Annotated in this window: 18 protein-coding genes, 1 tRNA gene, 2 rRNA genes and 2 pseudogenes; 10 read left to right on the plus strand and 13 right to left on the minus strand. The window is 58.3% G+C overall.

Going from position 1 to position 24153, the window contains the following annotated elements:
• Positions 1–322 precede the first annotated feature (322 nt).
• The gene (locus tag RMR16_RS17160; protein ID WP_320202079.1) at positions 323–1330 is read left to right on the plus strand and encodes a sensor histidine kinase; all 1008 of its coding nucleotides are present in this window, start codon (positions 323–325) and stop codon (positions 1328–1330) included.
• Between the two features lie 42 nt (positions 1331–1372).
• Here RMR16_RS17160 and RMR16_RS17165 read toward each other — a convergent pair whose 3' ends face one another.
• The 8 genes and pseudogenes from RMR16_RS17165 to RMR16_RS17200 all read right to left on the minus strand — a co-directional run bounded on the left by RMR16_RS17165 (position 1373) and on the right by RMR16_RS17200 (position 8655).
• Positions 1373–1696: a hypothetical protein gene (locus RMR16_RS17165; RefSeq protein WP_320202080.1), complete on the minus strand. Its 324-nt coding sequence runs from the start codon at positions 1694–1696 to the stop codon at positions 1373–1375.
• A gap of 90 nt (positions 1697–1786) precedes the next feature.
• Positions 1787–2185 carry a response regulator gene (locus RMR16_RS17170; protein ID WP_320202081.1) on the minus strand — a complete coding sequence of 133 codons (399 nt, stop codon included), beginning with the start codon at positions 2183–2185 and terminating at the stop codon, positions 1787–1789.
• Complete coding sequence (locus tag RMR16_RS17175) at positions 2182–2973, minus strand: PRC-barrel domain-containing protein (protein WP_320202082.1); 792 nt, start codon at positions 2971–2973, stop codon at positions 2182–2184. The genes RMR16_RS17170 and RMR16_RS17175 overlap by 4 nt, the downstream gene beginning before the upstream one ends.
• A gap of 191 nt (positions 2974–3164) precedes the next feature.
• A pseudogene (locus tag RMR16_RS17180) lies at positions 3165–3631 on the minus strand (cytochrome ubiquinol oxidase subunit I); the annotation flags it as partial.
• A gap of 100 nt (positions 3632–3731) precedes the next feature.
• Positions 3732–5408 carry an acetolactate synthase AlsS gene (gene alsS / locus RMR16_RS17185; protein WP_320202083.1) on the minus strand — a complete coding sequence of 559 codons (1677 nt, stop codon included), beginning with the start codon at positions 5406–5408 and terminating at the stop codon, positions 3732–3734.
• Positions 5409–5419: 11 nt separating this feature from the next.
• Complete coding sequence (gene budA, locus RMR16_RS17190; RefSeq protein ID WP_320202084.1) at positions 5420–6253, minus strand: acetolactate decarboxylase; 834 nt, start codon at positions 6251–6253, stop codon at positions 5420–5422.
• 147 nt (positions 6254–6400) lie between these two features.
• Positions 6401–7606, minus strand: coding sequence for an FMN-dependent L-lactate dehydrogenase LldD (gene lldD / locus RMR16_RS17195; protein ID WP_320202085.1), 1206 nt, complete (start codon positions 7604–7606; stop codon positions 6401–6403).
• Positions 7607–7770: 164 nt separating this feature from the next.
• Positions 7771–8655, minus strand: a complete 885-nt coding sequence (locus tag RMR16_RS17200) for a LysR substrate-binding domain-containing protein (protein WP_320202086.1) — start codon at positions 8653–8655, stop codon at positions 7771–7773.
• A gap of 155 nt (positions 8656–8810) precedes the next feature.
• On the opposite strand from RMR16_RS17200, the gene RMR16_RS17205 reads away from it, so the two are divergent.
• From RMR16_RS17205 to RMR16_RS17240, 8 genes and pseudogenes are all read left to right on the plus strand, one after another.
• Positions 8811–9845 carry a Dyp-type peroxidase gene (locus RMR16_RS17205; protein ID WP_320202087.1) on the plus strand — a complete coding sequence of 345 codons (1035 nt, stop codon included), beginning with the start codon at positions 8811–8813 and terminating at the stop codon, positions 9843–9845.
• Position 9846: 1 nt separating this feature from the next.
• Positions 9847–10614 (plus strand): family 1 encapsulin nanocompartment shell protein, encoded by a 768-nt coding sequence (locus RMR16_RS17210; RefSeq protein ID WP_320202088.1) that lies wholly within the window; start codon positions 9847–9849, stop codon positions 10612–10614.
• 241 nt (positions 10615–10855) lie between these two features.
• Positions 10856–12916 carry an FUSC family protein gene (locus tag RMR16_RS17215; protein WP_320202089.1) on the plus strand — a complete coding sequence of 687 codons (2061 nt, stop codon included), beginning with the start codon at positions 10856–10858 and terminating at the stop codon, positions 12914–12916.
• Between the two features lie 89 nt (positions 12917–13005).
• On the plus strand, positions 13006–13128 hold the full coding sequence (gene tnpB, locus RMR16_RS17220; protein ID WP_413786056.1) for an IS66 family insertion sequence element accessory protein TnpB: 123 nt from the start codon (positions 13006–13008) through the stop codon (positions 13126–13128).
• 90 nt (positions 13129–13218) lie between these two features.
• Positions 13219–14521, plus strand: a pseudogene (gene tnpC / locus RMR16_RS17225) (IS66 family transposase); the annotation flags it as partial.
• Between the two features lie 222 nt (positions 14522–14743).
• A complete protein-coding gene (locus RMR16_RS17230; protein WP_432354928.1) occupies positions 14744–15646 on the plus strand; it encodes a helix-turn-helix domain-containing protein in 903 nt (300 codons plus the stop codon).
• Positions 15647–15739: 93 nt separating this feature from the next.
• Positions 15740–16453: a YbhB/YbcL family Raf kinase inhibitor-like protein gene (locus RMR16_RS17235; RefSeq protein ID WP_320202092.1), complete on the plus strand. Its 714-nt coding sequence runs from the start codon at positions 15740–15742 to the stop codon at positions 16451–16453.
• A gap of 24 nt (positions 16454–16477) precedes the next feature.
• Complete coding sequence (locus RMR16_RS17240) at positions 16478–17167, plus strand: class I SAM-dependent methyltransferase (protein ID WP_320202093.1); 690 nt, start codon at positions 16478–16480, stop codon at positions 17165–17167.
• 1104 nt (positions 17168–18271) lie between these two features.
• Here the strand turns inward: RMR16_RS17240 and RMR16_RS17245 are convergent.
• Both RMR16_RS17245 and RMR16_RS17250 read right to left on the minus strand, forming a co-directional pair.
• A complete protein-coding gene (locus RMR16_RS17245; RefSeq protein ID WP_320202094.1) occupies positions 18272–18694 on the minus strand; it encodes a calcium-binding protein in 423 nt (140 codons plus the stop codon).
• Positions 18695–18997: 303 nt separating this feature from the next.
• Positions 18998–19252 carry a hypothetical protein gene (locus RMR16_RS17250; RefSeq protein ID WP_320202095.1) on the minus strand — a complete coding sequence of 85 codons (255 nt, stop codon included), beginning with the start codon at positions 19250–19252 and terminating at the stop codon, positions 18998–19000.
• Positions 19253–19347: 95 nt separating this feature from the next.
• On the opposite strand from RMR16_RS17250, the gene RMR16_RS17255 reads away from it, so the two are divergent.
• The gene (locus tag RMR16_RS17255; RefSeq protein WP_320202096.1) at positions 19348–19575 is read left to right on the plus strand and encodes a hypothetical protein; all 228 of its coding nucleotides are present in this window, start codon (positions 19348–19350) and stop codon (positions 19573–19575) included.
• A 496-nt stretch (positions 19576–20071) separates the two neighbouring features.
• On the opposite strand, the gene RMR16_RS17260 is transcribed toward RMR16_RS17255, so the two are convergent.
• The 3 genes from RMR16_RS17260 to RMR16_RS17270 all read right to left on the minus strand — a co-directional run bounded on the left by RMR16_RS17260 (position 20072) and on the right by RMR16_RS17270 (position 23721).
• A tRNA-Met gene (locus RMR16_RS17260) sits at positions 20072–20148 on the minus strand.
• Between the two features lie 305 nt (positions 20149–20453).
• Positions 20454–20568, minus strand: a 5S ribosomal RNA gene (gene rrf, locus RMR16_RS17265).
• Positions 20569–20827: 259 nt separating this feature from the next.
• A 23S ribosomal RNA gene (locus tag RMR16_RS17270) occupies positions 20828–23721 on the minus strand.
• Between the last annotated feature and the right edge of the window lie 432 nt (positions 23722–24153).

The raw sequence follows: 24153 nt of genomic DNA on the forward strand, positions 1-24153 counted from the left end.
ACCTGGCTACATAAGGTCATGCATGACGGGAACGGCCGCCGCTTGTCATTGACAAGGAGGGCTCTTTTCTTGGCTTGGCCTACGATGTGCGCAAAGCGTTCGAGCGACGGTCAGAGTTCCTCGGGTCGCTCCCAAGCATGACATCATGTATCCGATTCCCTCAGCGGAACAGACGCTTAATTAGTCGTGTCGAAAGTATTATCGCAAAGCACCATTGCTAACTATTCCAACATTCCGATCGTATTTTCGCTATAGAGCTGGAATTCAAGTGCGTGACGACGAAGGTCCTATCGCTCGAAATGTAAGACAATATGGAGTTCCCATGACGCCGGCGGAGACCCTTAAACCACTTCTGTGGGAACCGAAAAATCTGGTGCGTGCCATCGAAGCTGCCGGAGTCACTCTTTGGTCCTGGAACGTTAACACTGACGCCTTTGCGATGGACGATCATTCTTATGAGCTGTGGGGCGTTCCTAAAGGCAAAGACGTCACATTCGAAGATCTTTCCGCGCACATTCACCCGGCCGATCGGGATCGGGTCCGTGCAGCCTTTACGGCCACGCGTTCCATCATCGGTGCCTATGAGATCGATTTCCGCATCATGATCGGCGATGAACTCAAGTGGATTTCCGCGCGTGGCCAGGGTGACGATGAAGGTATGGTCCAGGGGATCATGTTTGGTATTTTCATTGATGTCACCGGACGTAAGCAGGCAGAGGAAGGTCGGGAGTTGCTGGCGGGAGAAATGAGCCACCGCGTGAAAAACCTTCTTGCCATAGCCTCCGGCCTGACCGCCATTACCTCACGGTCGACGACAACAGTCGAGGACATGGCCCGCGAGTTGACCCTCAGGCTGACGGCTTTGGGGCGGGCCCACGATCTCGTCCGGCCGGTCCCGGGGCAAACAGAAGCGCCATCAGCCTTGCTGGGCGATCTTCTGACCGTACTTCTCGCCCCCTATGACGATTTGGGAGCTTTTAGCGGCCGTATCCGGGTTTCCGTGCCACGGATGAGTGTTGGTGACGCATCAACCACAGTCGTAGCGTTGATTGTCCATGAACTGGCCACCAACTCCCTGAAATACGGCGCACTCTCGTCCGATACGGGCACACTCGACGTTTCATGCTCAGCACAAAACGAAGCAGTCACGATCGTATGGACCGAAAACGGCGGCCCTAAAGTGTCCGCACCGCAATCCAAAGCTGGCTACGGCAGCAAATTGGTGGAACGCAGTGTGACAGGCCATCTGCGCGGTTCAATTAACTATAACTGGGCTCGAGACGGCCTTGTCGTCACTGTGATGGTCGACCCGGAACGCTTGGCAAGTTAGAATATCCCTTAGCATCACCAACGAATACTCTAAGGCGAACACCTAAAAAAGCATCAGATTTGCCGCAGCAGCATTTGCCTCATCCATGGAGGCGTCCAGCGTTGCTTTGAGAATACGAAGCTCTGCCATAAGGCGTGGGCTCAGATTCTCCTGCTGCCAATCCGTCAGTTTTTGCTGCCACTCGGCAACCTCAACGATGAGCTGACGCGACCGGTCGTTTGTCTGCGGATCGACGGCACGGGCCGCGCGCTCGGCGTTTTCTGCCAGCTCGACCAGTTCGACCGTACTGACAATCCATTTCGGGAGCGCCTCCCGCAGCGTCGCGATTTCAGCAAGTACCGATTTGTCGGCCGCGTAGTGGGTCATGTTGGTCCCGATCTTTGCAAGAATGAATTGAGAATGAGCACTCGTTGTGAGCGTTGTTCGCCTCACCCTAACCTAGCGCAGGGTCAAGCGTTACACCGCGGCATAACGCCTCTGCGCTAGTCCCGTTAGAATAGACGGACTGACTGCGAAGGCGTTCGTGAGACATTCGCGGCTATAGGGCTTTGGTATGAAGGGTATGCTATCTGGGAGTGTTGCAGGTTTGAAACGTCCTGACGTGACAACGATGCGTACCGTCGGGAAGTGCTGTTTCGCGCGGACCGCCAGATCGACACCGGAGGAGCCATCGGCAAGATCGACATCGGTAAACAGGATCGAAATCCCGTCCACGTCAGTCAGCAAGCCCATAGCCTCATTCGTGGTCCGCGCTTCGAAAACGATATAACCGAGGTCGGACAGAAGGTCGCACGCCAGCATGGCGATCAGCGGCTCGTCTTCAACCACAAGGGCGATTTGGCTTTTAACGGTCACTTTGTGACCACCGTGGGTGCGAGGGTCTTATCGATACTAGCAACATTGGAAACGAGGCTCTGGAAAATTGCATCGTTGTTGGCACGCCATTCCTTGTCATCGAGCCAGAGATAATCCTGATCGGGCATCAAAGGTACTGATTTCACCTGGGCGCTGGTGATGGGCAGGAAGAAGCTGGTTCGTGCGCGATCAATCACCAGCGACAAAAGTGGCACCACCAGGCTGTCTTTTCCAGGGACGAAAAAGCCGCCGGACGCGACAATCACGTAATCTTTCTGGTCTTTGGTTCCGATTACAACGTTGCGAACTTCACCGACGATTTTGTCGTCAGACGTTCTGACTTCTACTCCCACGATCTCGTTGACCAGAAGGCCCGGATCGAGCGCACTGATCGGCACGAGGGGAGCTTCGTTGAGCGTACCGCGGCTGCCTTTGACCTTGCCCAACCGTTGTTGCAGCGGCTCGCCCGCAGCCTGCTGCTGATCGACGGCATCTTCGTCACTCGTGCCGCGTTCGCCCATTGAGGGGGATGCGATCAGCTCTCTGATGTTACCGACCAGCCGTTCGCAATCATCTTCCAGGCCGTAGGTCCACAATAGGAAAGCCGCATCACGCAATGTTCTGAGGTCGAGCACGAGATAGCGGTTCTCGGGATCACGCAACTCGGGCTTCTGCAAAATAGCTTCTTCAAGCTTGGCGTCAGAAATATTGCAGGCCGCCTGAACGGCAGTGGCAGACAGCGCAAAGACAAGCCCAACGGCGATGGCCGTTGTTTTAAGGATAGTCATTAGATGGGTCCGATCGGCGGATTTTGCTTCGACCTCGTGGTGTAAAGCACGTCAATCCGGAAAGAGCGTACCGCGTGACGCGTCGATCGTGTTAGCATAACGGCCTGTGTCTTATTTTGTTCCATCCTCAGCGCAAAGATGCGATCAAGAATCTGCGCCTGAACCTCTTCGGTGTCGGTTTGCAGGGCGACGACCACCGGGCTGTAGATGATCGCATTCCAGTCGGTCGGGACGAAGGTGCCGTCAGGCCCCATCGCGTAGCCGACCGGCCATTGCATCCAGCTATTGTTGACCATGATCCAGTAGGACGAAAGCGTCGTGCCCAGCGCCACCATCCGACAGGCCACCATGTAGAACCATGGCCGCACGCGGGCACGGCCGAAGAAGGACGCTTCCGGCGCGACAGCTCGCTCCAGTTGGTGCCGAACTCGAACGCGAGCACGACGCCAGAGACGACGCCGAGGCCGAAGGCGACGGCGAAGACCTTGAGCCAGAAATCGAACAGGCGGTGATCCAGCGGGTTCCTGGTCCACAGCGAAAGGGCTTCTAGGAAGCGCAGCCAGGCCGCCAGACCGACTGTGAAGGCCGGAAAGATGATGTGGAACGAAACGGTGAACGCGAACTGTATTCGCGAGAGGAGAAGGGCTGTCAATTCCATCGCGCGGCTCCGCACAAAGCTGGGGCGTTGCGGGCGCCGACGTTCAATTCGTCAGCGCCCGCCCATGTGATGGATTGGGGAATGGTCGACCTCGCCGGGCTCAATAAGCGTGCCCGGCGCCGGCCATCTCAAAAAGCTTGTGGTTGTCGCGATAGTCGACAGGCACGCCGATGATCACAGGGCCGGGAATGTCGAAGGCCCGGCGCAGCACCGGCGCGATATCTTCGGGCGAGCGGATCATCAGACCCTTGGCTCCGAACGCTTCGGCATATTTGACGACGTCGACCGGTCCGAACTGGATGCCTGACGTCCTGCCGTATTTCGCTTCTTCCTGCACCGCGACCATGTCGTAGGTGCCGTCGATCCAGACCATATGGACGATGTTCGCCTTCAGCCGGACGGCGGTTTCCAGCTCCATCGCGGAGAAGAGGAAGCCTCCATCGCCCGAGATCGAGAGGATCTTCTCGGTCGGCCGCACGATCGAACCAGCGATTGCCCAGGGAAGTGCTACGCCGAGCGTCTGCTGGCCGTTGGTGATGAGGAGCTGGCGCGCCCGGAAGCTGTAGAGGTGACGCGCCATCCATAGATGGAACGAGCCCATGTCGAGGCAAAGCGTCACGTCCTCGCTCAGGAGCGGCTGCAGCTCGTGGACGATCCTGAGCGGATGCACCGGCGAGCCATTGAGCCGCAGCGATTCCTTGTGGAACCACTCCCGCTCGGTGGCGATGTCCTGAAGGATGGTCGAGGCGAGCGCCGAGCGCGCGGGGCGCGTCAGCCGCGCCGTCAGCGCATCGAGCGTCTGGGCGATGTCGCCAGTGAGCTCGACTTCCGGGCGATAGGCATTGTCGAGATCGGCCGGAAGGACGTCGACATGGACGATGGTACGATTGCGCTCCTTGTTCCAGTCGGACGGCGGATATTCGACCGGGTCGTAGCCGATGGTGATGACGAGATCGGCGGCATCGAGAAGCCGGTCGGCCAGCTGGTTCGGCAACTGGCCGACGCGCCCGCCGAAATTCTCGAACAGATGCGCGCCGACCGCGCCTGCCGACTGGAACGTGCCCACCACGGGCAGGTTGCTACGGCCCACGAAGGCCTGGAGCGCCTTGGCGTTGGCGGGCTTGCTGGCGAGCAACCCGAGCAGCACGACGGGATTGCGCGCCGCGTTGATCAGGCGCGCGGCTTCCGTAAGCGCGCCGGCATCGGCCGCGCCGAGACCCGAGAAGCTTGGGGGAGCGAGCACGTCATGGTCGCAGGGTGCGGCCATGATATCTTTGGGCAGATTGATGAAGGCAGCACCCGGCCGCCCGGTTTCGGCGGTGCGGAAGGCGTTCGCCATCACCTCGCCGATCGCGTCAGACGCGCCGGCTGTCACGCTATACTTGGTGACAGGCTTGAAGATGCTGACCGCGTCCATCGTCTGATGGACACGCTTGAGCGCCTCCGAGGTCGCGACCGCACCGCCCAAAGCAACGACGGGATCGCCTTCGGAATTGGCGGTCGCGAGGCCGGTGACGAGGTTCGAGACGCCCGGACCCGAGGTCGCGATCGCGACACCGGCCTTGCCAGTCATGCGGCCGATGCCGCCGGCGATGAAGGCGGCGTTCTGCTCGTGTCGGCACACCACCGTCTCGATCGAGGAATCGTCGAGCGCGTTGAACACAGCATCGATCTTGGCGCCGGGGATGCCGAACACATGAGTGACCCCATGCGCTTCGAGCGACCGGACCACCAGCTCGGCGCCGTTTTGCTGCTTTGCAGTGACGTTCATGTCCATTTGGGCTGCTCCTAGTGGGCCTGTTCGGCGTAAGCGAGCTCAGCCGCGGGATCATTCGAAAGGTCCGCGTTGAGGAAACTTGCCGTTTCAGGAAGGACGAGATGGAAGTCGGTCATCGACTCGCATTGCAGCCGGAGGTCACCGGCGCTGATGCAGTCGAGCAGATGGCCGCCCTGCCGGCGGTCGTCCGACAGGAAGTGGAAGTGGTAGCCGGGCACGCTGAACGCGCTGGAGAAGGCCGGCGACCAGATGCCGACCAGCGTCCCCTCGACCTCGCTGAAGGTGAACTCGCTCTGCGCCTTGGCGGTGTCGACGAGGCGCGCCTCGCCCTCTGACGGGTTGACGGCACGGGCGCGGACCACCTTGAAGCGGCCATCGAGCCTGAAGGCGTAGAAGATGTTCGACGACTTCCGGAGCTCGTCACACTGGTGCGTCAGCTCCTCGAAGCTGTGGACGGCCTCGATCGTCGTGTCAGTATCCGGCGTGAAGCGGGTGACCACCGCGAAGGGCGCGCGGGCCTCACGGTCGGCGACGCTGACGCGGCCAGTGCCCTGGACCTGATAGGCGAGGCCGTCGAGCACGACCATCTCGCCGTCGAGATTGGCGAAGGTCCCGAGCCCGAAATCGCCGTGATTGAGGAGGGTCCTGACGCTCACGACGCCGGCATAGACGCCAGCGACCAGCGCGCCCGAGGTCGACACCTGGAATACGGTGTGCGCCGGCGTGCCGAGATACTGGCCGATCGCCGCGGCGACGACGTTCGACGGGCTGTCCTTCACCCGGGTCGCCTCGCGTTCGAGCGCATCTCGAAGCAAGGCGGGCAGATTGACGACAAAACTTGGCATAACTGCTTTCCTTCTGATCGGCGGGCCGCTTACGGGCAAAGCCTCGCCGTTACCGCTCGCGCGCCTTGCGAGCGGTCCTGGAGTTGATGGGCTGTGGCGTGTGCTAACGAGGGCGACGCGGTTATGCGTCGCCTCTCATCGGTGCTGTCAGGCCGCGTGTGTCAAAGCGGGCGCGCCGGTGGCCTTCACCTGCTCCCGCTCTGCCCGGATGTGCCGCTCGATCTCGTCGAGGCAGTCCGAGCTGATCTGGCTAGGCGACTTGGCGCCAGTCAGCGTCATGGTCACCTTCATGTCGGCGGCGAACAACGAGAGCAAACGCGCGACGCCGGCCTCGCCTTCCGCGGCGAGGGCGTAGATATAGGCGCGTCCGAGCATGACACCCTTGGCGCCGAGCGCCAGCATGCGGACGACGTCGAGGCCGGAACGAACGCCAGAGTCCGCGAGGACCGTCAACGCATCGCCTACCGCCTCGGCCACCCGCGGGAGAGCCCGCGCGGTCGGGATCGCGCCGTCAAGCTGGCGGCCACCATGATTGGAAACGATGATGCCATCGGCGCCAAGCCGCACTGCATCGCGAGCGTCTTCGGGGTCGAGCAGGCCCTTGATGATCAGCTTGCCCTTCCAGCTCTCGCGGATCCATTCGAGATCGCTCCATGCAATCGAAGGATCGAAATTGGCGCCGATAAAGCCCATATAGTCGCCCATGCTCATCTTTCGCCCCGTATAGGCGACGATGTTTCCGAACGACAAAGGCCTCCCCAACAAGCCGACATTGAGCGCCCAGTGCGGATGCGTGATCGCCTGCATATATTGGCGAAGCGTCGCATGCGGCCCCGACATTCCCGAGCGGTTGTCGCGATAGCGCGAGCCCGGCACCGGCATGTCCACGGTGAAAACTAGCGACTTCATGCCCGCCGCCCAGGAGCGTTCGAGCGCATTGCGCATATAGCCGCGGTCCTTCAGTACATAGAGCTGCGACCAGAGTTCGCCGTCAGCGCCGCGCGCCACTTCCTCGATCGGGCACACCGACACGGTCGAGAGCGTATAGGGAATGCCGACCTTCGAGGCGGCGGCCGCGGCCTGGACCTCGCCTCGGCGCGCATACATGCCGGTCGCGCCGACCGGGCCGAGCGCCACGGGCATCGACCATTTCGAGCCCATGATCTCGGTATCGAGCGTCGGTGCGCCGACACCGCAGAGCACGCGCTGGCGCAGCGCGATCGGCGCGAGCGCGGTCGAATTGGACTTCATGGTGTTTTCGGTGACCGCGCCACCATCAATATAGTCGAAGAGAAAACGCGGCAGCCGATGACGGGCAGCTTCGCGAAAGTCTGTGGGAGCAGAGACGATCATTTTACTTTCCTTTCGTGGTCCACTTCGGTTGCTGGCTACTTCGAAGTTTCTACGAACAAGGTATGGCGCATCTCACCATTCGTAAAATGAAACGTTTGACTTCGCGTAAGTCGAATTTGGAATGAGTGAGATTGCCCTTCACGTTGGCAGTTCGGCCCGGCCTTTCACTGATCCGCGACGATTTCATGTACGAGATCGATGAACGCGGTCGCCGCTTTCGGCAGATAGCCATCGCGCCGCCAGGCGAGCGACATATCCCAGGCAATGTCCGGATCATCGAGATCGAGGAGGGCGACGCCGCCCGGCCGGTCGGCCATCGCGACCATGCGCGGCATGAACGCCACGCCCAGCCGCGCCTCGACGAGTTTGGCGATGAACCGGGTCTGGGCCGACTGCATGGCGACATTCGGCACGAAGCCCTGTCGGTGGCAGGCGGCGAGGATCATATCGTTCAAGGCGAAGCCCTGCTGGAACAGGAGAAAGGACTGATCCTGCAATTCGGCCAGCGAGATTGAGGCTTTTCGTGCCGGGTATGCGCCTTCGGGCGTGAGCACGACGACCGGCTCGCGCCGGACCTTGCGAAATTCGAGATCGCTTTCGACCGGAAGCAGGATGCCGGCGACATCGAGGTCGCCGCCTCGAAGAAGCGCATGCAGATGTGCGCTGCCATGCTCGATGAGATTGATCTGTATGAGGGGAAAACGTCGGCGATATTCCGCGATCACCGGGGCGAACAGCGTGTCGCCACCCACCGTCGGCACGCCGACGCGCAGGACACCGCGCTTGAAGCTGTGAAGCTCACCGATTTGCATGAGCAGTTCGTCGCGCATGGCGAGCATGTCGAGCGCGCGCTGATAGACTAGAAGGCCCGGCTCGGTCGGGCGGGCACGCTGGCCGGAGCGGTCGATCAACTGGACGCCGACATCCTCCTCGAGCTGCTTGACCATCTTGCTGACCGTCGATTGCGTCGCGAAGATCGTCTTCCCGGCTTCGGTGAACCCACCGCAGCGAATGACTTCGACAAAGGCGCGCAGGGTGCGAAGTTCCATCTTCATTCCTCGTTGAGCGGCATTTCGTAACCATGCAGGTGTCCGAACACACCGCCATTCCATACCAGACTTCGATTAAGTCACAAAAGTCATTTTGAGAATATATTCGGCTACGAAAGGTTGCGCCGACTTCAACCAATCCAAGGAGAGCTACTTTGGCGCAGGCCATCGACAGTCAGCCTATTGCCGCGAGGCTCTCGCGATCAGCCATCTTCCTGGTGGCCACGATCAACGCCGGGACTGAGCCCCTTCGGGCAGTATGGACCTTTTGCGCGGACCTTTCCGTCGTCGTTCGTGCGGTCGGCTTTCGTGATCTCGACGGCGGCCTGTCCTGCGTGATGAGTTTTGGTTCGAGTGCCTGGGATCGCCTGTTCGGGGTGCCCCGCGCCAGGGAACTGCACCCCTTTCGCGAGATCAACGGCGTTCATCGCGCCGTCTCCACGCCCGGCGACATCCTGTTTCACATCCGCGCCGCGCAAATGGACCAATGTTTCGAGCTGGCGGCCGAGATCATGGATCGCCTCCGGGTGGTTGTTACCGTTGTCGACGAGACGCACGGCTTCAAGTATTTCGACGACCGCGACCTCCTCGGCTTCGTCGATGGGACCGAGAACCCCACCGGCCAGGCAGTGCTCGATGCGGCGATCCTGGCCGATGAGGATCCACTGTTCGCCGGCGGAAGCTACGTCATCGACCAGAAATATCTCCACGACCTATCAAAGTGGAACGCGGTGCCGGTCGAGCAGCAGGAAGGCTTCATCGGCCGCAAGAAGCTCTCCGACGTTGAGCTCGACGACAGCGTTAAACCCTCCTTCGCGCACAACGCGCTCACCGTCGTCCACGACGAGGATGGCAACGAACTCGATATCGTGCGTGACAACATGCCGTTCGGCGACATCGGCAGGGGCGAGTTTGGCACCTATTTCATCGGCTATGCGCGTTCGCCCAGCCGGATCGAGCGGATGCTCCAGAATATGTTCGTCGGAAATCCGCCGGGCAATTACGACCGCCTGCTCGACTTCAGCAGAGCGATGACCGGCTCGCTTTTCTTCGTCCCCACTGTGAGTTTTCTCGATGCCGTGACGCCAGACCCGTCACCCGCCACCGCCCCACTTCCCACCGCGATCGCCAAGCCCACCGCGCCGCTGGACGGCTCCCTGGGCATAGGCTCTCTCAAGAACGAGGACTGACATGAACAATCTCCATCGCGAACTGGCGCCGATATCTGCCGCGGCATGGACGCAAATCGAAGAAGAAGCGTCACGCACCCTCAAGCGCTATCTCGCCGCCCGCAAACTTGTCGATCTGATCGGCCCGAAAGGCTTCGATCTTTCCGCGGTCGGCACCGGCCACACCAACGACGTTCCGCCGCTGCGCGAGGGTCTCAAGGTCGTCAGGCGTGAAATCGCTCCTGTCATCGAATTGCGCGTGCCTTTCATGCTCACGCGCCGCGCGATCGATGATGTCGAGCGCGGCGCCAACGATTCCTACTGGCAGCCGCTCAAGGATGCCGCGAAGACGATGGCATTCGCCGAAGACCATGTCGTGTTCGAGGGCTATGAAGCCGCCGGCATCCGCCAAGTCACCAGCAACGAGCTGCTCACGCTGCCGGGCGATATCCAGACCCATCCCGAGATCGTCGAGCGCGCCGTCAACGCGCTGCGCCTGGCAGGCGTCAACGGTCCCTATGCGTTGCTCCTGGGCGCCGATCCCTACACCGCATTGACCGGCGGCAGCGACGATGGCTACCCAATCCTCAAGCATATCCAGAAGCTCATCGACAAAGAGGTCGTCTGGAGCCCGGCCGTCGCCGGCGGCGTGGTGGTGTCGATCGGCTATCTGAGCCACGATGCCGACGGCGTCGAACTCTACCTGCAGGAGACGCTGCCCTATCGGGTCCAGACCTCCGGGGCCTCCGTGGTCCTCGACCCGCCGCCAGCCAAGCCAGCCGCGACCTGAACGCACGCGCCCGCTGAGGGTCGAACCAGTTCTCCGTCGAGCGGCATCCGCCACGACGGTGTCGGCGGCCGCTCAACCGATCCGACGCGCACAAGGCCTACTGTACTGATCTCATTCCATACAAGACTTACTATCAGTCAAATAAGTCATTTTACGAATTATGTGGCGCAAGTTATGAAGGAGATGTCTCAAACATTGTCGACCGGCCCCGCCTAAGGGACCGACGAAGGCGTGAATCCGCATGGCAACGATCGATACCAGGAATGGGAGTGCGAAGAGCTTCCGACGGCGACACAAGACCAGGCACGCGCCACTGCTGAGTGCGCTCGTGCGCTTCCTCGAAAAGTATTCAGTCGCGCTGACGCCCGAGCAGATAGGATTCACCGAAGGTCTTCGCGCCGCGACAGCCGTCGCTGTGGTGGTCGCGATCGCTTGGGTGCTGGACGCCCCAATGCTCGGCTGGGCCGCCTTCGGCGCCTTCTGGACCTGCCTTGCCGATCCCGGCGGCCCGGATCGCGAGCGTTTCCTAGCAATGGGCGGTCTCGCTGTTGCCGGAACGATTATCGCGCCGCTTGCCGCCACGCTCGCCGGGTTTGGCCCATTCATCGCTGCGCCCTTCCTCTTCGCGACCGTTTTCCTGTGCTCGCTCAGCCGCGGTTGGGGTCCAGCCGTCGCCCCGGCTGGCCTGATGGCCAGCGTCGTCGCGGTCGTCGCCATCAGCTTTCCGCGCCCGCCGCTCGCCGCCGCCGAACTCGGCATAATTTTCTTCTCGGGCTCGATATGGGCGACGACGCTCTGCCTACTGATCTGGAGGATCCATCCCCATGGACCCGCGCGCCGTGCGGTAGTCGCGGCCTATGCGCGCCTCCACGACATGCTCGCGGATCTCTTGCCCCAAGATTCGGGGACATTCAGCTCGAAGAAATCCGTCGCCCTGACCGCCGACCATCGTCGCGCGGTACGCAATGCCATCGAGCATGGGCACGCACTCCTCGCCCGGTTGCCATCTGAGGGTGACGTCGAGCGCGACTATATCGGCGCCGGCTTGGATGTCGCGGACCAACTATTCGCGACCCTGATCGCCATCGAGCACCATGGCAGGAACGGCTTTGCGCCATCGGATGGGCCTGCATATTGCAAGACCATCGGCATTCTTGCCGAGGTGCTTGCCGAGCTACAACTGCAATCCGCCCGGCGCATGCCCCATGGCAGTGCGCTGGTCGCAATCGCAGCGCGCCTGAGAAGCAAGCCGGTCGCCACAGAAACCTTCCTCACGAAGCTAAGCGCGCAGAGCGTGACCGCGCTCGATTCGCTCGCCCGGCAATGGCCGCCTCTCGCGCTCGCGCCAAGGCGCGATCCCATCGAACCTGGGAAGTCTGCACGGCCAGTTCGCAGTCTGTTTGCCCCGCCGATCGTCAAGCATGCCGTCCGCGCGGCGATTGCCGTCATCGTCGCCTATGCTGCGGCGCAGTTCCTTCGCCTCGACTATTCCTACTGGGCAACCATGGCGACGGTCGTCTGCATGCAGCCAGGCGCATCCGCGACCTGGCGGCGGAGCCTAGAGCGCGTCCTTGGCAGCGTCACGGGCGCTATCATCGCCGCCGCCGGCGCTGAACTTCTCTCGACCCAGGGTGCGCTCCTGCTCGTCATCTTCCCGGTCGCCGCCGCGACGATTGCGTTGCGATCGGTCAGCTACACGCTGTTCGTGGCGTTCCTGACCCCGCTCTTCATCTTCGTCTCCGAACTGCTCCAGCCCGGTCACAGCCTCGCCTGGACGCGCGCGGTCGACAATATCGTCGGAGCGCTGATCGGTGTCGGGATCAGTTCGCTCTGGCCCGAACGCGTGCGCGACGAGATGGACGCCGCCTTGTCGAAAGCCGTTGACGCCAATCTCATCTATGCCGAATTGGTGTCAGCTCAGGCTGACGTAGCAGATAGCTCGATACGCGACGCCCGGCGTGCCGCCGGTATCGCCAGCACCGCTGCCGAAACATCCCTGCAGCGATTACTTCTCGAAGGACAGCGATACAGCTCGCATCTCGACGAAGCCGCCGATGTGCTCGCGGCGCTCCGCGATCTCGCCGGAGCCGTAACTGCTCAATGGCTTCAGACCGAGAAGTTCGGTAGCAACAAGACGCAGCTTGAGACAATCGATCGCATCCGCCCGTGGCACGGCGCAGCTCCACATTTGCTTGACGCGGAGCTGGCAATACCTGCCGACAGCCTCGCAATTGATGATCTTACCGAGAGCCTTCATTGCCTCGGCGCATCGCTTTCGGTCTATCGGACGGCTTTGGCGTGAAGCGTTATGATTGGCCGAGCCGAATTAGAGTTGCTTCCACTACCCGGCGTGACCGGGTGAAGCTGCTGTTCTTCGAGCGGTCGGGCTTAGTGTTAATCCTGAAGCGGTTGACGGAAGACAAGTTCCGATGGCCGCGCCGAGAGGTGCCGGTGGTTACACTGACAACAGAGCAACTGCACTGGATTCTCGACGGATCGATATCGATGCGATGATCCGCCATCCCGTGCGGCAATATCAGATCGCCGGCTGAGGTGACGTGTTGATCTGTTGACCCGGCGACGCGGTTCAGATTCAGAACTGGGATGACCCGAACCGGCCAACCTGATGTTGCAGAGCTGATGGCGCAGTTGGCGGCAAGTGCTGGCGAAATCGCTGCGCTCAAAGTCGAGAAGGAAGCGCTGTCACGGCGGGTCGTCAAGCTGGAAGAAGAACTGGCGCTCGCAAGGCTCCATCGGTTTGCACCCCGTAGCGAAAAGCACGTCGATCGCATCTTCAACGAGGCCGAAGAGGCCGCAGACGAGGATGGTCCTGATTGTGGCGACGAGGTCGTCGCCGATCTCCCGGATACAGGCTTGCCGGCGGTAGATAGTGCGGCGGGAAAGAAGCGTGGCCGCAGACCCTTGCCGGAAGACCTGCCGCGCGAGCTTGTCGAATACGATCTGCCCGACGATCAGAAAGTTTGCCCTTGCTGCGACAGTCGAATGCATCGCATGGGCGAGGCCGTTACCGAGCAGCTTCATATCGAGGTCAAGGCCAAGGTTCTGCAGAATGTGCGGCTCAAATACGCGTGCCGCCATTGCGACCGCACCGGCATCAACACCTCTGTCGTAATGGCACTGATGCCGCCGCAACCATTGCCGGGCAGCATCGCCACCGCCTCTACGCTGGCCTTCGCACTCGTCCACAAATACGTCGACGGCACGCCGCCCTACCGCGTGGCGCTAACGTTCGAACGGGCCGGCGTTCCGATCAGCCGGGGTGCTCTCGCGCACTGGGTGATCGGTTCGAGCGAGAGGCATCTGCATCGCATCTACCATGCGCTGAGGCTGAAGCTTAAGTCACAGCCTCTCATTCATGGCGATGAGACGACGGTTCAGGTGCTGGAGGAAAAGAACAAGGAAGCCACCAGCACATCTCAAATGTGGGCGTACCGCAGCAGCGAGGACAGTGACGAGCCACGTACTGCTCGACTACCAGCCCGGCCGCGGCCAAGCCCACCCGCAAGCATTTCTCGGCGACTACCGCAGTATATTGGTGACCGATGGATACAACGTCTGGTGTACATTATATGGCGCAACCCATGTCGGGTGCATAGCTCATTCACGGCGGCGCTTCGTCGAGGCTCTCAAAAACAGGAAGAACGGAGGCGGACCGCCGGAGCAGGCGCTCCGGTTCTTCGAGCAGCTTTGCCGTATCGAAAAGCAGGCGAGAGACCAAACGCCCGACGCCGGTGAAACGCAGGCCGATTGCATTCGTCGTTTCCGGCAACAGCACAGCTTGCCTGTCCTCATCGCCCTAAAGACATGGCTCGATACCATCGCGCCAAAGGTCGTGCCGGATACCAAGCTCGGCGATGCCGTGTCCTACGCCTTGAAAGGATTGGAACCAACGGTCTGGTTACCCCCGGTCTTGCCTGTCTCAAATTTAACAAATGGTCCAAGGCTTGGTTTCGCCCAAAAACCTGTGTTCGCTCCACCTCTAAGTCACTCAATTTCGACACTCATCTGATGACCTTATGCGTCCGTCAGCTAATAAAATTGACAATCAGCTGTTTGCAAAATGCGCCTTGGCGAGCCATCAAGGGTAAAACACCGCGATGGGACGATGATGACAGCTATCGATAATAGAAACAGCCTTCAAAAGATGGATATCGTCAAAGCACTGATGTCTTTAGCCATGTGTGACACACGCGATATGGTGGAGTATGGCCAACCTCCCGTCATTTCGGCCTTCGTCGCCAGGAACCGTGAAACAATTTGCCAACTTGTCATGCATACCGCAGGTCTCGTGATCGTTATTGAGGGCCGAAAGGAAGTCATCGTCGGAACCGACGAGCGCATGTACGGGGCTGGTGATGCTTTCGTTCTTCCGGCGAACGCCCGTGTCGATGTGGTCAATGAGCCAGATTCACGAACCGGTTTCTATCGCGCCTTGTTCGTGCGGTTCCCCCGCGAGCTGATCATCGAAGCTGCGCGGCTCTGGCCTCAATTCGTTGGGCAGGAGACGTGTTCAAATGACGTTACTATCAGCGCCGACTTGTGCTCCGCTGTTCTTCATGGCGCGGAAGCCCTGTCGCACCGGATATCAGCGTCCCGGCGCGTCATGGATCACCGCGTTCTTGAAATCCTTCTGATCCTCGCTGAGCAAGGTGTCCTGCCACTCGTACCCAAATACGTCGAAGGATCGGTTGTCGAGGCGGTCCGCCTGCTTGTGAGGCATCGCCTGCATTTGCCATGGACGACTGCAGGCATCGCCGCCGAACTCTCCATGTCGGAGGCGACTTTGCGGCGCAGGCTCCATGCAGAGTCGCACACTATCCAGGGAACGCTCCGCAGTGAGCGTATGAAAGCCGCCTATATCGTCCTCAATGATCGGAACGCCGATGTCGCAGACGCTCTTGCGGCGACTGGCTATCGTTCGCGATCGCATTTCTCCCGGCATTTTCAGGAACAGTTTGGCGCGACACCCTCGTCGGTACGGCATCGCAGGCGGGAGACGACTGACTCATGATCGGATCGGGCCCAATTGTGATCGGAAGCGATCCACGCTTACGCCTCGATTTATCTATCCTCGTCATAACTTCAAAGGACGAGGATGAAAAATATGACAGCTCATTATCGAAGAATGACAGCAGCAGCCATTGTGGCCGCATTGCTGACTGCACCAGCGGTCTATGCTGATAGCGACCATCTGAAGGTCGAAATTGGCGGTCTGGATCGAGACGGGCGTCTGCCGGATCAAGCCGCCTTCTGCCCTCCACCCTCCAGTGCCACGAAGAATATCAGCCCAGCGGTCAAGTGGTCGACGGGTCCGAACGGCACGCAGTCCTATGCGCTCCTGATGGCTGACCTGGATGTTCCCAAAGATTTCAACCAGATCAACAAGGCCGGAACGACGATTTCAGCGGATGCTGCGCGCATCAAACTGCATCATTGGGTGCTGGTAGATATTCCGAACACCATCACGTCGCTCGCCTCGGGCATCGAAAGCGATGGTCTGGTGCCCCATGGAAAGCCAGTCGGAGAGACCGAACATGGCCGTCGCGGTGCGAACGTCTATACGTCCTTCCTTGCCTCGAACCCGGAAATGGCTGGCACCTATGGCGGCTACGACGGGCCTTGCCCTCCTGTTAATGACGAACAAGCTCACCGCTATGTCGTGAAGGTATTTGCGCTTGATGTTTCGTCTCTGGGTTTGACCGGTGCGTTCGACGGCCCGGATGCGGAGAAGGCCATGGTCAAACACATTCTGGCCCAAGGTGAAGCTATCGCGACTTATACTCTGAACCCCCGTCTGGCCCCGCAGCCCGCCAAATGACGGATTTTCCTTAAGGAGTGCAATATGAGCAATGAGGAAGTGTCGGCGTCCGTGCTGTTCAGCCGAGACGCCGGAGATTACGACGATCTGCGCCGACGGCTAATCCCCTGTTTCGACGACTTCTACGGCACGGCGCTTAAACTCGTTCAGGAGTGGCAGGCCTTACCAACCATTGACGTTCTCGATGTTGGAGCAGGAACTGGCATGTTCTCCGCGATCGTGCAGTCGAAATGTTCGATCGGGCGGCTCTGCCTCCTTGACGGATCTGCAGCGATGCTTGAACAGGCGCGTCACCGATTTCCGCCAAACGAACATGTCGAATATCGCGTTGCAGACATGGCGAACGCCGATTTCGGCAACGAATGGGATCTTGTGGTATCGGCCCTGGCGATCCACCATCTTGCCGATGATGAGAAACGTGACGTATACCGACGCATCCGCCGTGCCTTGAAGCCGGGCGGCCTGTTTATAAACGCCGAACAGGTCGCGGGGCCGAACACGAACGCGGACGAGCGCTATTCACGGATATGGCTTGAACAGATACTGCAACTTGGTGTTTCGGAGCAGGAAATCGACAAGGCACGGGATCGAATGTCCTATGACAAATGCGCATCTGTTAGTAGTCAACTTCAGTGGCTGACGGATGCCGGCTTCTCAGACGTGGATTGTAGTTTCAAGTCATGGCGTTTCGCTGTTTTCAGCGGTCGAGCGTGATGCCTGAAAGTTTGTCTTCAAAACGCTGGCATGTGAAACAAGCGCCTGCCAGTTAAAACGAGCCACAGCTCTTGAAAGGGTTCGAACCTACTTCCCGTTATTTCAGCTCTTCCGTGTCCGCCATCTCACTGAAACCCTTGCTCTATCGGCTTGCTGGACCGAGTCGAGGACTCTCTCATTTCCTCAGCTCGTTTTCTACTCCCGGACTTCAATGTTGCTGCGTCGCCGCCAGATCCACAACCGAATACTGATTTAAAACTGCAGGCATGGCATGATTGACGGCCGGAACATCGCAACGTTCATGTCGAGACAAGAGCCCAGCACGAGAGCAAGCGCCAGCCGCGGGAGACTCCATTCCACCAAGATCATCCGGCGATCTCGTCAGCGCCCAAACTATGACGGTTTGGGAAGCCAGCAGTGTTGCCAAAACAATGAATAAGGGCATCAGCAATCACCCTAATCGTACCCACAGTGAGATCGGATATGCATCGCCCTGTGGAATGCCGTCCAGGCTGCTCCAAGCGAATACATGGGGCGCTGCTGCACTTCTGGAACACAATGTCGACCATGACCTCAGATATTTCGCGGTTTTCGCTCGCATCCCCAAATCTTCGCTATAGCGGCGCCGAGCGTTTCCAATAGAGGCAAAAGCACGTAAACATGAATACGTTCTGAACCGCCCACAATCGCGGCAGTTGTAGACATAGCAGTAGATCAGCTTTAGGCGGACAGCCTTGAGCTACTGCGACGCAAAGACTGTTGCGGTGAGGGGTCCATGTACAGGTCGTTCTTCACCAGTGGGCTAATACATCATAGCCTTCGCGCAAGCTTACCGATTTGGCCTTGTCACATTGGCCGGCGAATTGAACAGGTAGTATTTGCCTCGTCGATTTATCACCGCTCGCTTACCAGCCAAATTTGCTCTCCAGTGTGTACCGCTATTTGGAAGTGTAGGGCCGCCGCAGGTGGTGGTGCCCAAAGGCTGTTACGCCGAAATGAGTTGTTGCTCACCCCGAATATCGACCTTCAGGGTGAGGCATCGCGTTACAAAAACTGGACGTTTGCGGGCTGAAGGCTCGCGACCGTCATGTTTTTTAGAACAATTCAGTCCTCGGAGTCTGCGGTAATGATCACGTCGCTGCCAGATTGCGCTGAAGCCGCGAGGAGATGCGCCCAATCAGCGAATAAAGTGCTGTCCACAGCAAGCACGTCATGACTGGTTCCAGACGGCGTAAACCCAATTATGGTGTCGACGCCACCCTGAGCAATATAAACGAACGTGTCGGCTGCGGCGCCCCCAATCAAAATGTCATTGCCTGATCCACCGGACAACCTGTTGCTCCCGCTGCCACCGGTGATAATGTTATCACCTCCACCACCCGAAAGCGTGTCTGCACCCGAACCGCCTTTCAGGGTATTACTAAGTTCATTACCAGTCCCCGCAAATGCTGCGGTGCGTGTATAGGTGAGGTTCTCGACATTGGCGGCCAGTGTATAGCTCGCAAGCGCGGTCTTGACCGTATCCATGCCCTCGCCGGCATTCTCGGTGACCACGTCCCCGGCATTGTCGACGACATACCTGGCAGGACCGGCGCTCGGGCTCAAGGCCCCAAAACAACAAAAAAGAACAAAGCCGGCACAAGGTTAACAGCGGGCTCACGACCAACAATCCGGACTTTATCGCCTTGATCCGCACATCGGCCTGCGACGATCATCACGGCCGCCGGGTGCGACCCGATTCATTCACTGACTGCTGGATAAGAGAAAGGGCCGACAAGCGGCCCTCTCGAATGTTGTCTGGAGGGCAGAAGCCGCCATCCGTGGTGGAGTTCATGCCTTGACGGCAGTTGGCAGTTCCACTTCTTCTGAAGGCTTGACATCTATCTCGTCGCTTGGGTCAAGTTCGATCTCGGGGGCGAGTGGCGGCACGACATCGATCTGCGCACGGGTCGCCGTTGGTTCGGCACCCTCGGCCACCCCGTCCGGAGCGCCCTCGGTGAGATCAGAGATCTCCGCACGTTCGGTCGCAACTGCAGCCGTCGGTCTTTCCAGCGGCCACTTCGGTTTGCGTTCCTTCGAGACCACCCAGAGCAAGACCGGCAGGACTTCAAGTGCAACCAGTCCCGCATACCGCTCGACTTCGGCAACTGCTCAACACCTCCCAGTTTATAGAGCATGTCATGGACCCGCGCCCATTCGCTCGATTTCGGGAACGTCATGGCGCGAGCGTTGCAACGCAACTCTGTTTCCGTCGCGACGAACAGCGCCAGGTTCATCAGTTCGAGCCGGGCAACACGCGCGAGGTCCTGAAACTCCTTGGCAAGCGCCTCCTTGATGACGCGTTTCTGCAACATGGCCCCTTCGATTGCCCGGTAGATTGCCATGATATCGTCGATGAACACTTTTAGACCATCGCGGCTCGACATCGATGAGGCAAAGAGACGACGCAAGAGGGTAAAACCGCGTTTCGGCGCTGACCAAGCGCGTCGCACCAACTCCAATCTTCTCAAAGGTGGCGATCGCCTACACCAAGAGGACGGGTGCAAGTGGCAAACTGGATCAGCTTTTTCGTGATGCGATCAAGGCTGAGACGGGAACGAACCGCGTCAAGATCACGCCCAATGAGGTCTTCATTACATTGTCTAAGCAGGCTGGCTGGCAGTGGATCGGCGCGCGCGACAGTGTCGAAGACTACGACCTATTCCGATGCAGCCAACATCATGGCATCCATGGAGGTTCTCGATCTGATGGAGCAACAGTTCCTTGCCGCAGCAGGCAACGATTTCATGGCGCGAATCGGGTCTGGCGAGATCGACACGGAGGCCAAACACAAAAAGCTCCTCGACCAGTATGGTGAGGAGCTTGAACGTAAATATCTGGAATGGTCGAATTTACAAGTTTCAGTGGTTGCGGGGGCAGGATTTGAACCTGCGGCCTTCAGGTTATGAGCCTGACGAGCTACCGGGCTGCTCCACCCCGCGTTACCAGCGCAAGTTCGAAGAACTTGTCGCGCCAGAGCAAACACTTTTTGTTTGCGCCTCTACCGACTTTTGCGTTAGCAAAATGTCGTCTTTTCCGGTTTTTGCCGACGGCAAAATACCGTTTGCGTAAATCCTTTAGGATTTATGCCTGTTGCCGAGCAAATTGCGAAGCGATTTGTCTCGAGTAAGGACGCACTGCATTTCATTTCAAAAGCAAAAGGCCGCTTGATAGCGGCCCTTGGTATCGGCTGGGCCGAGGTATGTGATGAGAAGATGTTTTTGTTGTTTTACGTTGCGTTTTGCAGACCTGGCAGCGACCTACTCTCCCGCGTCTTAAGACGGAGTACCATTGGCGCTGGGGCGTTTCACGGCCGTGTTCGGAATGGGAACGGGTGCAGCCGCCCCGCAATAACCACCAGGTCGGCAAAACGCAACATATGTCCATGTTTTGGCATGGAAACTGTTGTTTCGAGAAGCTGGAGAACACGAGGTTCTTTTTTGTCTTAATACACGTCTCACTTGACCTATCCGTATTTCACCCTTGCTGCAGTGTGAGCGGGGCGTCCTACAGGACGATAGTCCGTCGCCAATCGTTTGGCGCGCCGTCCGCAGCGCCTTTGGCGCGTGAGGACAGAAGTCTCATCTTCATCTTCGATGAAGATGAACATAATCAATGGGAACGAAGAAGTCGATCGAGCTATTAGTAACGGTAAGCTTCACATGTTGCCATGCTTCCACACCCGTCCTATCAACGTGGTCGTCTTCCACGGCTCTGATAGGGAACACTCGTTTTCAGGTTGGTTTCCCGCTTAGATGCCTTCAGCGGTTATCCATTCCGTATATAGCTACTCTGCTATGCCCTTGGCAGGACAACAGATCCACCAGAGATACGTCCATCCCGGTCCTCTCGTACTAGGGACAGATCCTGTCAATATTCCTACACCCACGGCAGATAGGGACCGAACTGTCTCACGACGTTCTGAACCCAACTCACGTACCGCTTTAAATGGCGAACAGCCATACCCTTGGGACCTGCTCCAGCCCCAGGATGCGATGAGTCGACATCGAGGTGCCAAACAACCCCGTCGATATGGACTCTTGGGGGTCATCAGCCTGTTATCCCCGGCGTACCTTTTATCCGTTGAGCGATGGCCCTTCCACACGGGACCACCGGATCACTATGACCGACTTTCGTCTCTGCTCGACTTGTCAGTCTCGCAGTCAGGCTAGCTTATGCCATTGCACTCGACGACCGATTTCCGACCGGTCTGAGCTAACCATCGCGCGCCTCCGTTACTCTTTCGGAGGCGACCGCCCCAGTCAAACTACCCACCATACACTGTCCCGGATCCGGATAACGGACCGCGGTTAGACATCCACGAAGATAAGGGTGGTATTTCAAGGATGGCTCCACAAGAACTGGCGTCCCTGCTTCAAAGCCTACCACCTATCCTACACATGCCTTGGCGAATGCCAGTGTAAAGCTATAGTAAAGGTGCACGGGGTCTTTCCGTCTGACCGCAGGAACCCCGCATCTTCACGGGGAATTCAATTTCACTGAGTCTATGTTGGAGACAGCGGGGAAGTCGTTACGCCATTCGTGCAGGTCGGAACTTACCCGACAAGGAATTTCGCTACCTTAGGACCGTTATAGTTACGGCCGCCGTTTACTGGGGCTTCAGTTCAGAGCTTGCACCCCTCCCTTTAACCTTCCAGCACCGGGCAGGCGTCAGACCCTATACGTCGTATTGCTACTTCGCAGAGCCCTGTGTTTTTGATAAACAGTCGCTACCCCCTGGTCTGTGCCACCCTGACATACTTGCGTACGACAGGGTCACGCTTCTTCCGAAGTTACGCGTGCAATTTGCCGAGTTCCTTCAACATAGTTCTCTCAAGCGCCTTGGTATACTCTACCTGACCACCTGTGTCGGTTTCGGGTACGGTCTATACGGTGGAGCTATTTCCTGGAACCTCTTCGCCGCACATTCAATCCAATAAGAATGTACAACACACGAGATCCGTCACTACCACCAGGCCCACGAATATTAACGTGGTTCCCATCGACTACGCGTGTCCGCCTCGTCTTAGGGGCCGGCTAACCCTGCTCAGATTAACTTTAAGCAGGAACCCTTGGTCTTTCGGCGAGGGAGTCTCTCACTCCCTTTATCGTTACTCATGTCAACATTCGCACTTCCGATATCTCCAGGGGCCCTCACGGGTCCCCCTTCACAGACTTACGGAACGCTCCGCTACCACAGCACAGTCACTATAACTGTACTATCCTCAGCTTCGGTGCATGGCTTTAGCCCCGTTACATTTTCGGCGCAAAGACCCTTATTTAGACCAGTGAGCTGTTACGCTTTCTTTAAATGATGGCTGCTTCTAAGCCAACATCCTGGTTGTTTTGGGATCCTCACATCCTTTCCCACTTAGCCATGACTTGGGGACCTTAGCTGGAGGTCAGGGTTGTTGCCCTCTTCACGACGGACGTTAGCACCCGCCGTGTGTCTGCCGATTAGTACTCCTCGGTATTCGGAGTTTGGTTAGGATCAGTAAGACGGTGAGTCCCCATAGCCCATCCAGTGCTCTACCCCCGAGGGTATTCGATCGACGCACTACCTAAATAGTTTTCGCGGAGAACCAGCTATTTCCGAGTTTGATTGGCCTTTCACCCCTAGCCACAAGTCATCCCAATCTATTGCAACAGATATGGGTTCGGCCCTCCAGTTGGTGTTACCCAACCTTCAGCCTGCTCATGGCTAGATCACTCGGTTTCGGGTCTAATGCAACAAACTAAACGCCCTATTCAGACTCGCTTTCGCTACGCCTACACCTACCGGCTTAAGCTTGCTTGCTACACTAAGTCGTTGACCCATTATACAAAAGGTACGCCGTCACTCTTTCGAGCTCCGACTGCTTGTAGGCATCCGGTTTCAGGTTCTATTTCACTCCCCTCGTCGGGGTGCTTTTCACCTTTCCCTCACGGTACTTGTTCGCTATCGGTCATGCACGAGTACTTAGGCTTGGAGAGTGGTCTCCCCATGTTCAGACAGGATTTCACGTGTCCCGCCCTACTCAAGGACAATGAGTGTTCTACGTCTACGGGGCTATCACCCGCTATGGCCGACTTTTCCAAATCGTTCGACTTTATTCCTCATTGCCACTGGCCTGGTCCGCGTTCGCTCGCCACTACTTACGGAGTCTCGGTTGATGTCCTTTCCTTCAGGTACTTAGATGTTTCAGTTCCCTGAGTTCGCTTCTTACCCCTATGTATTCGAAAGTAAGATACCTTATCATAATGCTTGGAAACCTGTTCAGTTCTGTCCTCACGGCCAAAGCCCTGCGGACGGCGCGGTGCAAAAGCACCGACGGGCTAGCGCCCTGTATGGGAGACCCAAACAGACCAACTAACCAACAAAACAGATTTCCCAAGCATTTAAGGTGGGTTGCCCCATTCGGAGATCCATGGATCAAAGCTTATTCGCAGCTCCCCACAGCTTATCGCAGCGTATCACGTCCTTCTTCGCCTGTGCATGCCAAGGCATCCACCAAATGCCCTTAATTCACTTCTTCGTTCTCATTGTCTATGCTCATCCATAGCCGTTCCGTTAGGAACGACAACCCGATTACCTTTTACAATCAGGTCATTTCTTGATGACATCGACGTGTCGATACAGTCCTCTTTGAAGGCACGCCGGTGCACTTCGAGGCCGTATCATTAAGACCAGCTTCTCGAGATATCATCCGGTGATGCGCGGTCAGGCAACACCAATCCAGCATATCCATCAGAGGAAGATCCTTAAATCTCCCAACAACGAACATGCCTTAGACAAGCTTTCCTACCTACTCCAATCCCTCCACCAATCCCGGCCGACTAAGCCATCACAAGGTTTCACTGAGACTGGGCTCGGACGCTTCAAACCTTAAAGGTTCAAAACACCTGGAAGCTTCCAGACATATCTTCTCTTCACAATGTAGACAGAACAGGCATCAGCTCATCAGAGA

Origin of the sequence: Agrobacterium sp. rho-13.3, from assembly GCF_033957765.2 — a bacterium.
Classification (GTDB): domain Bacteria; phylum Pseudomonadota; class Alphaproteobacteria; order Rhizobiales; family Rhizobiaceae; genus Agrobacterium.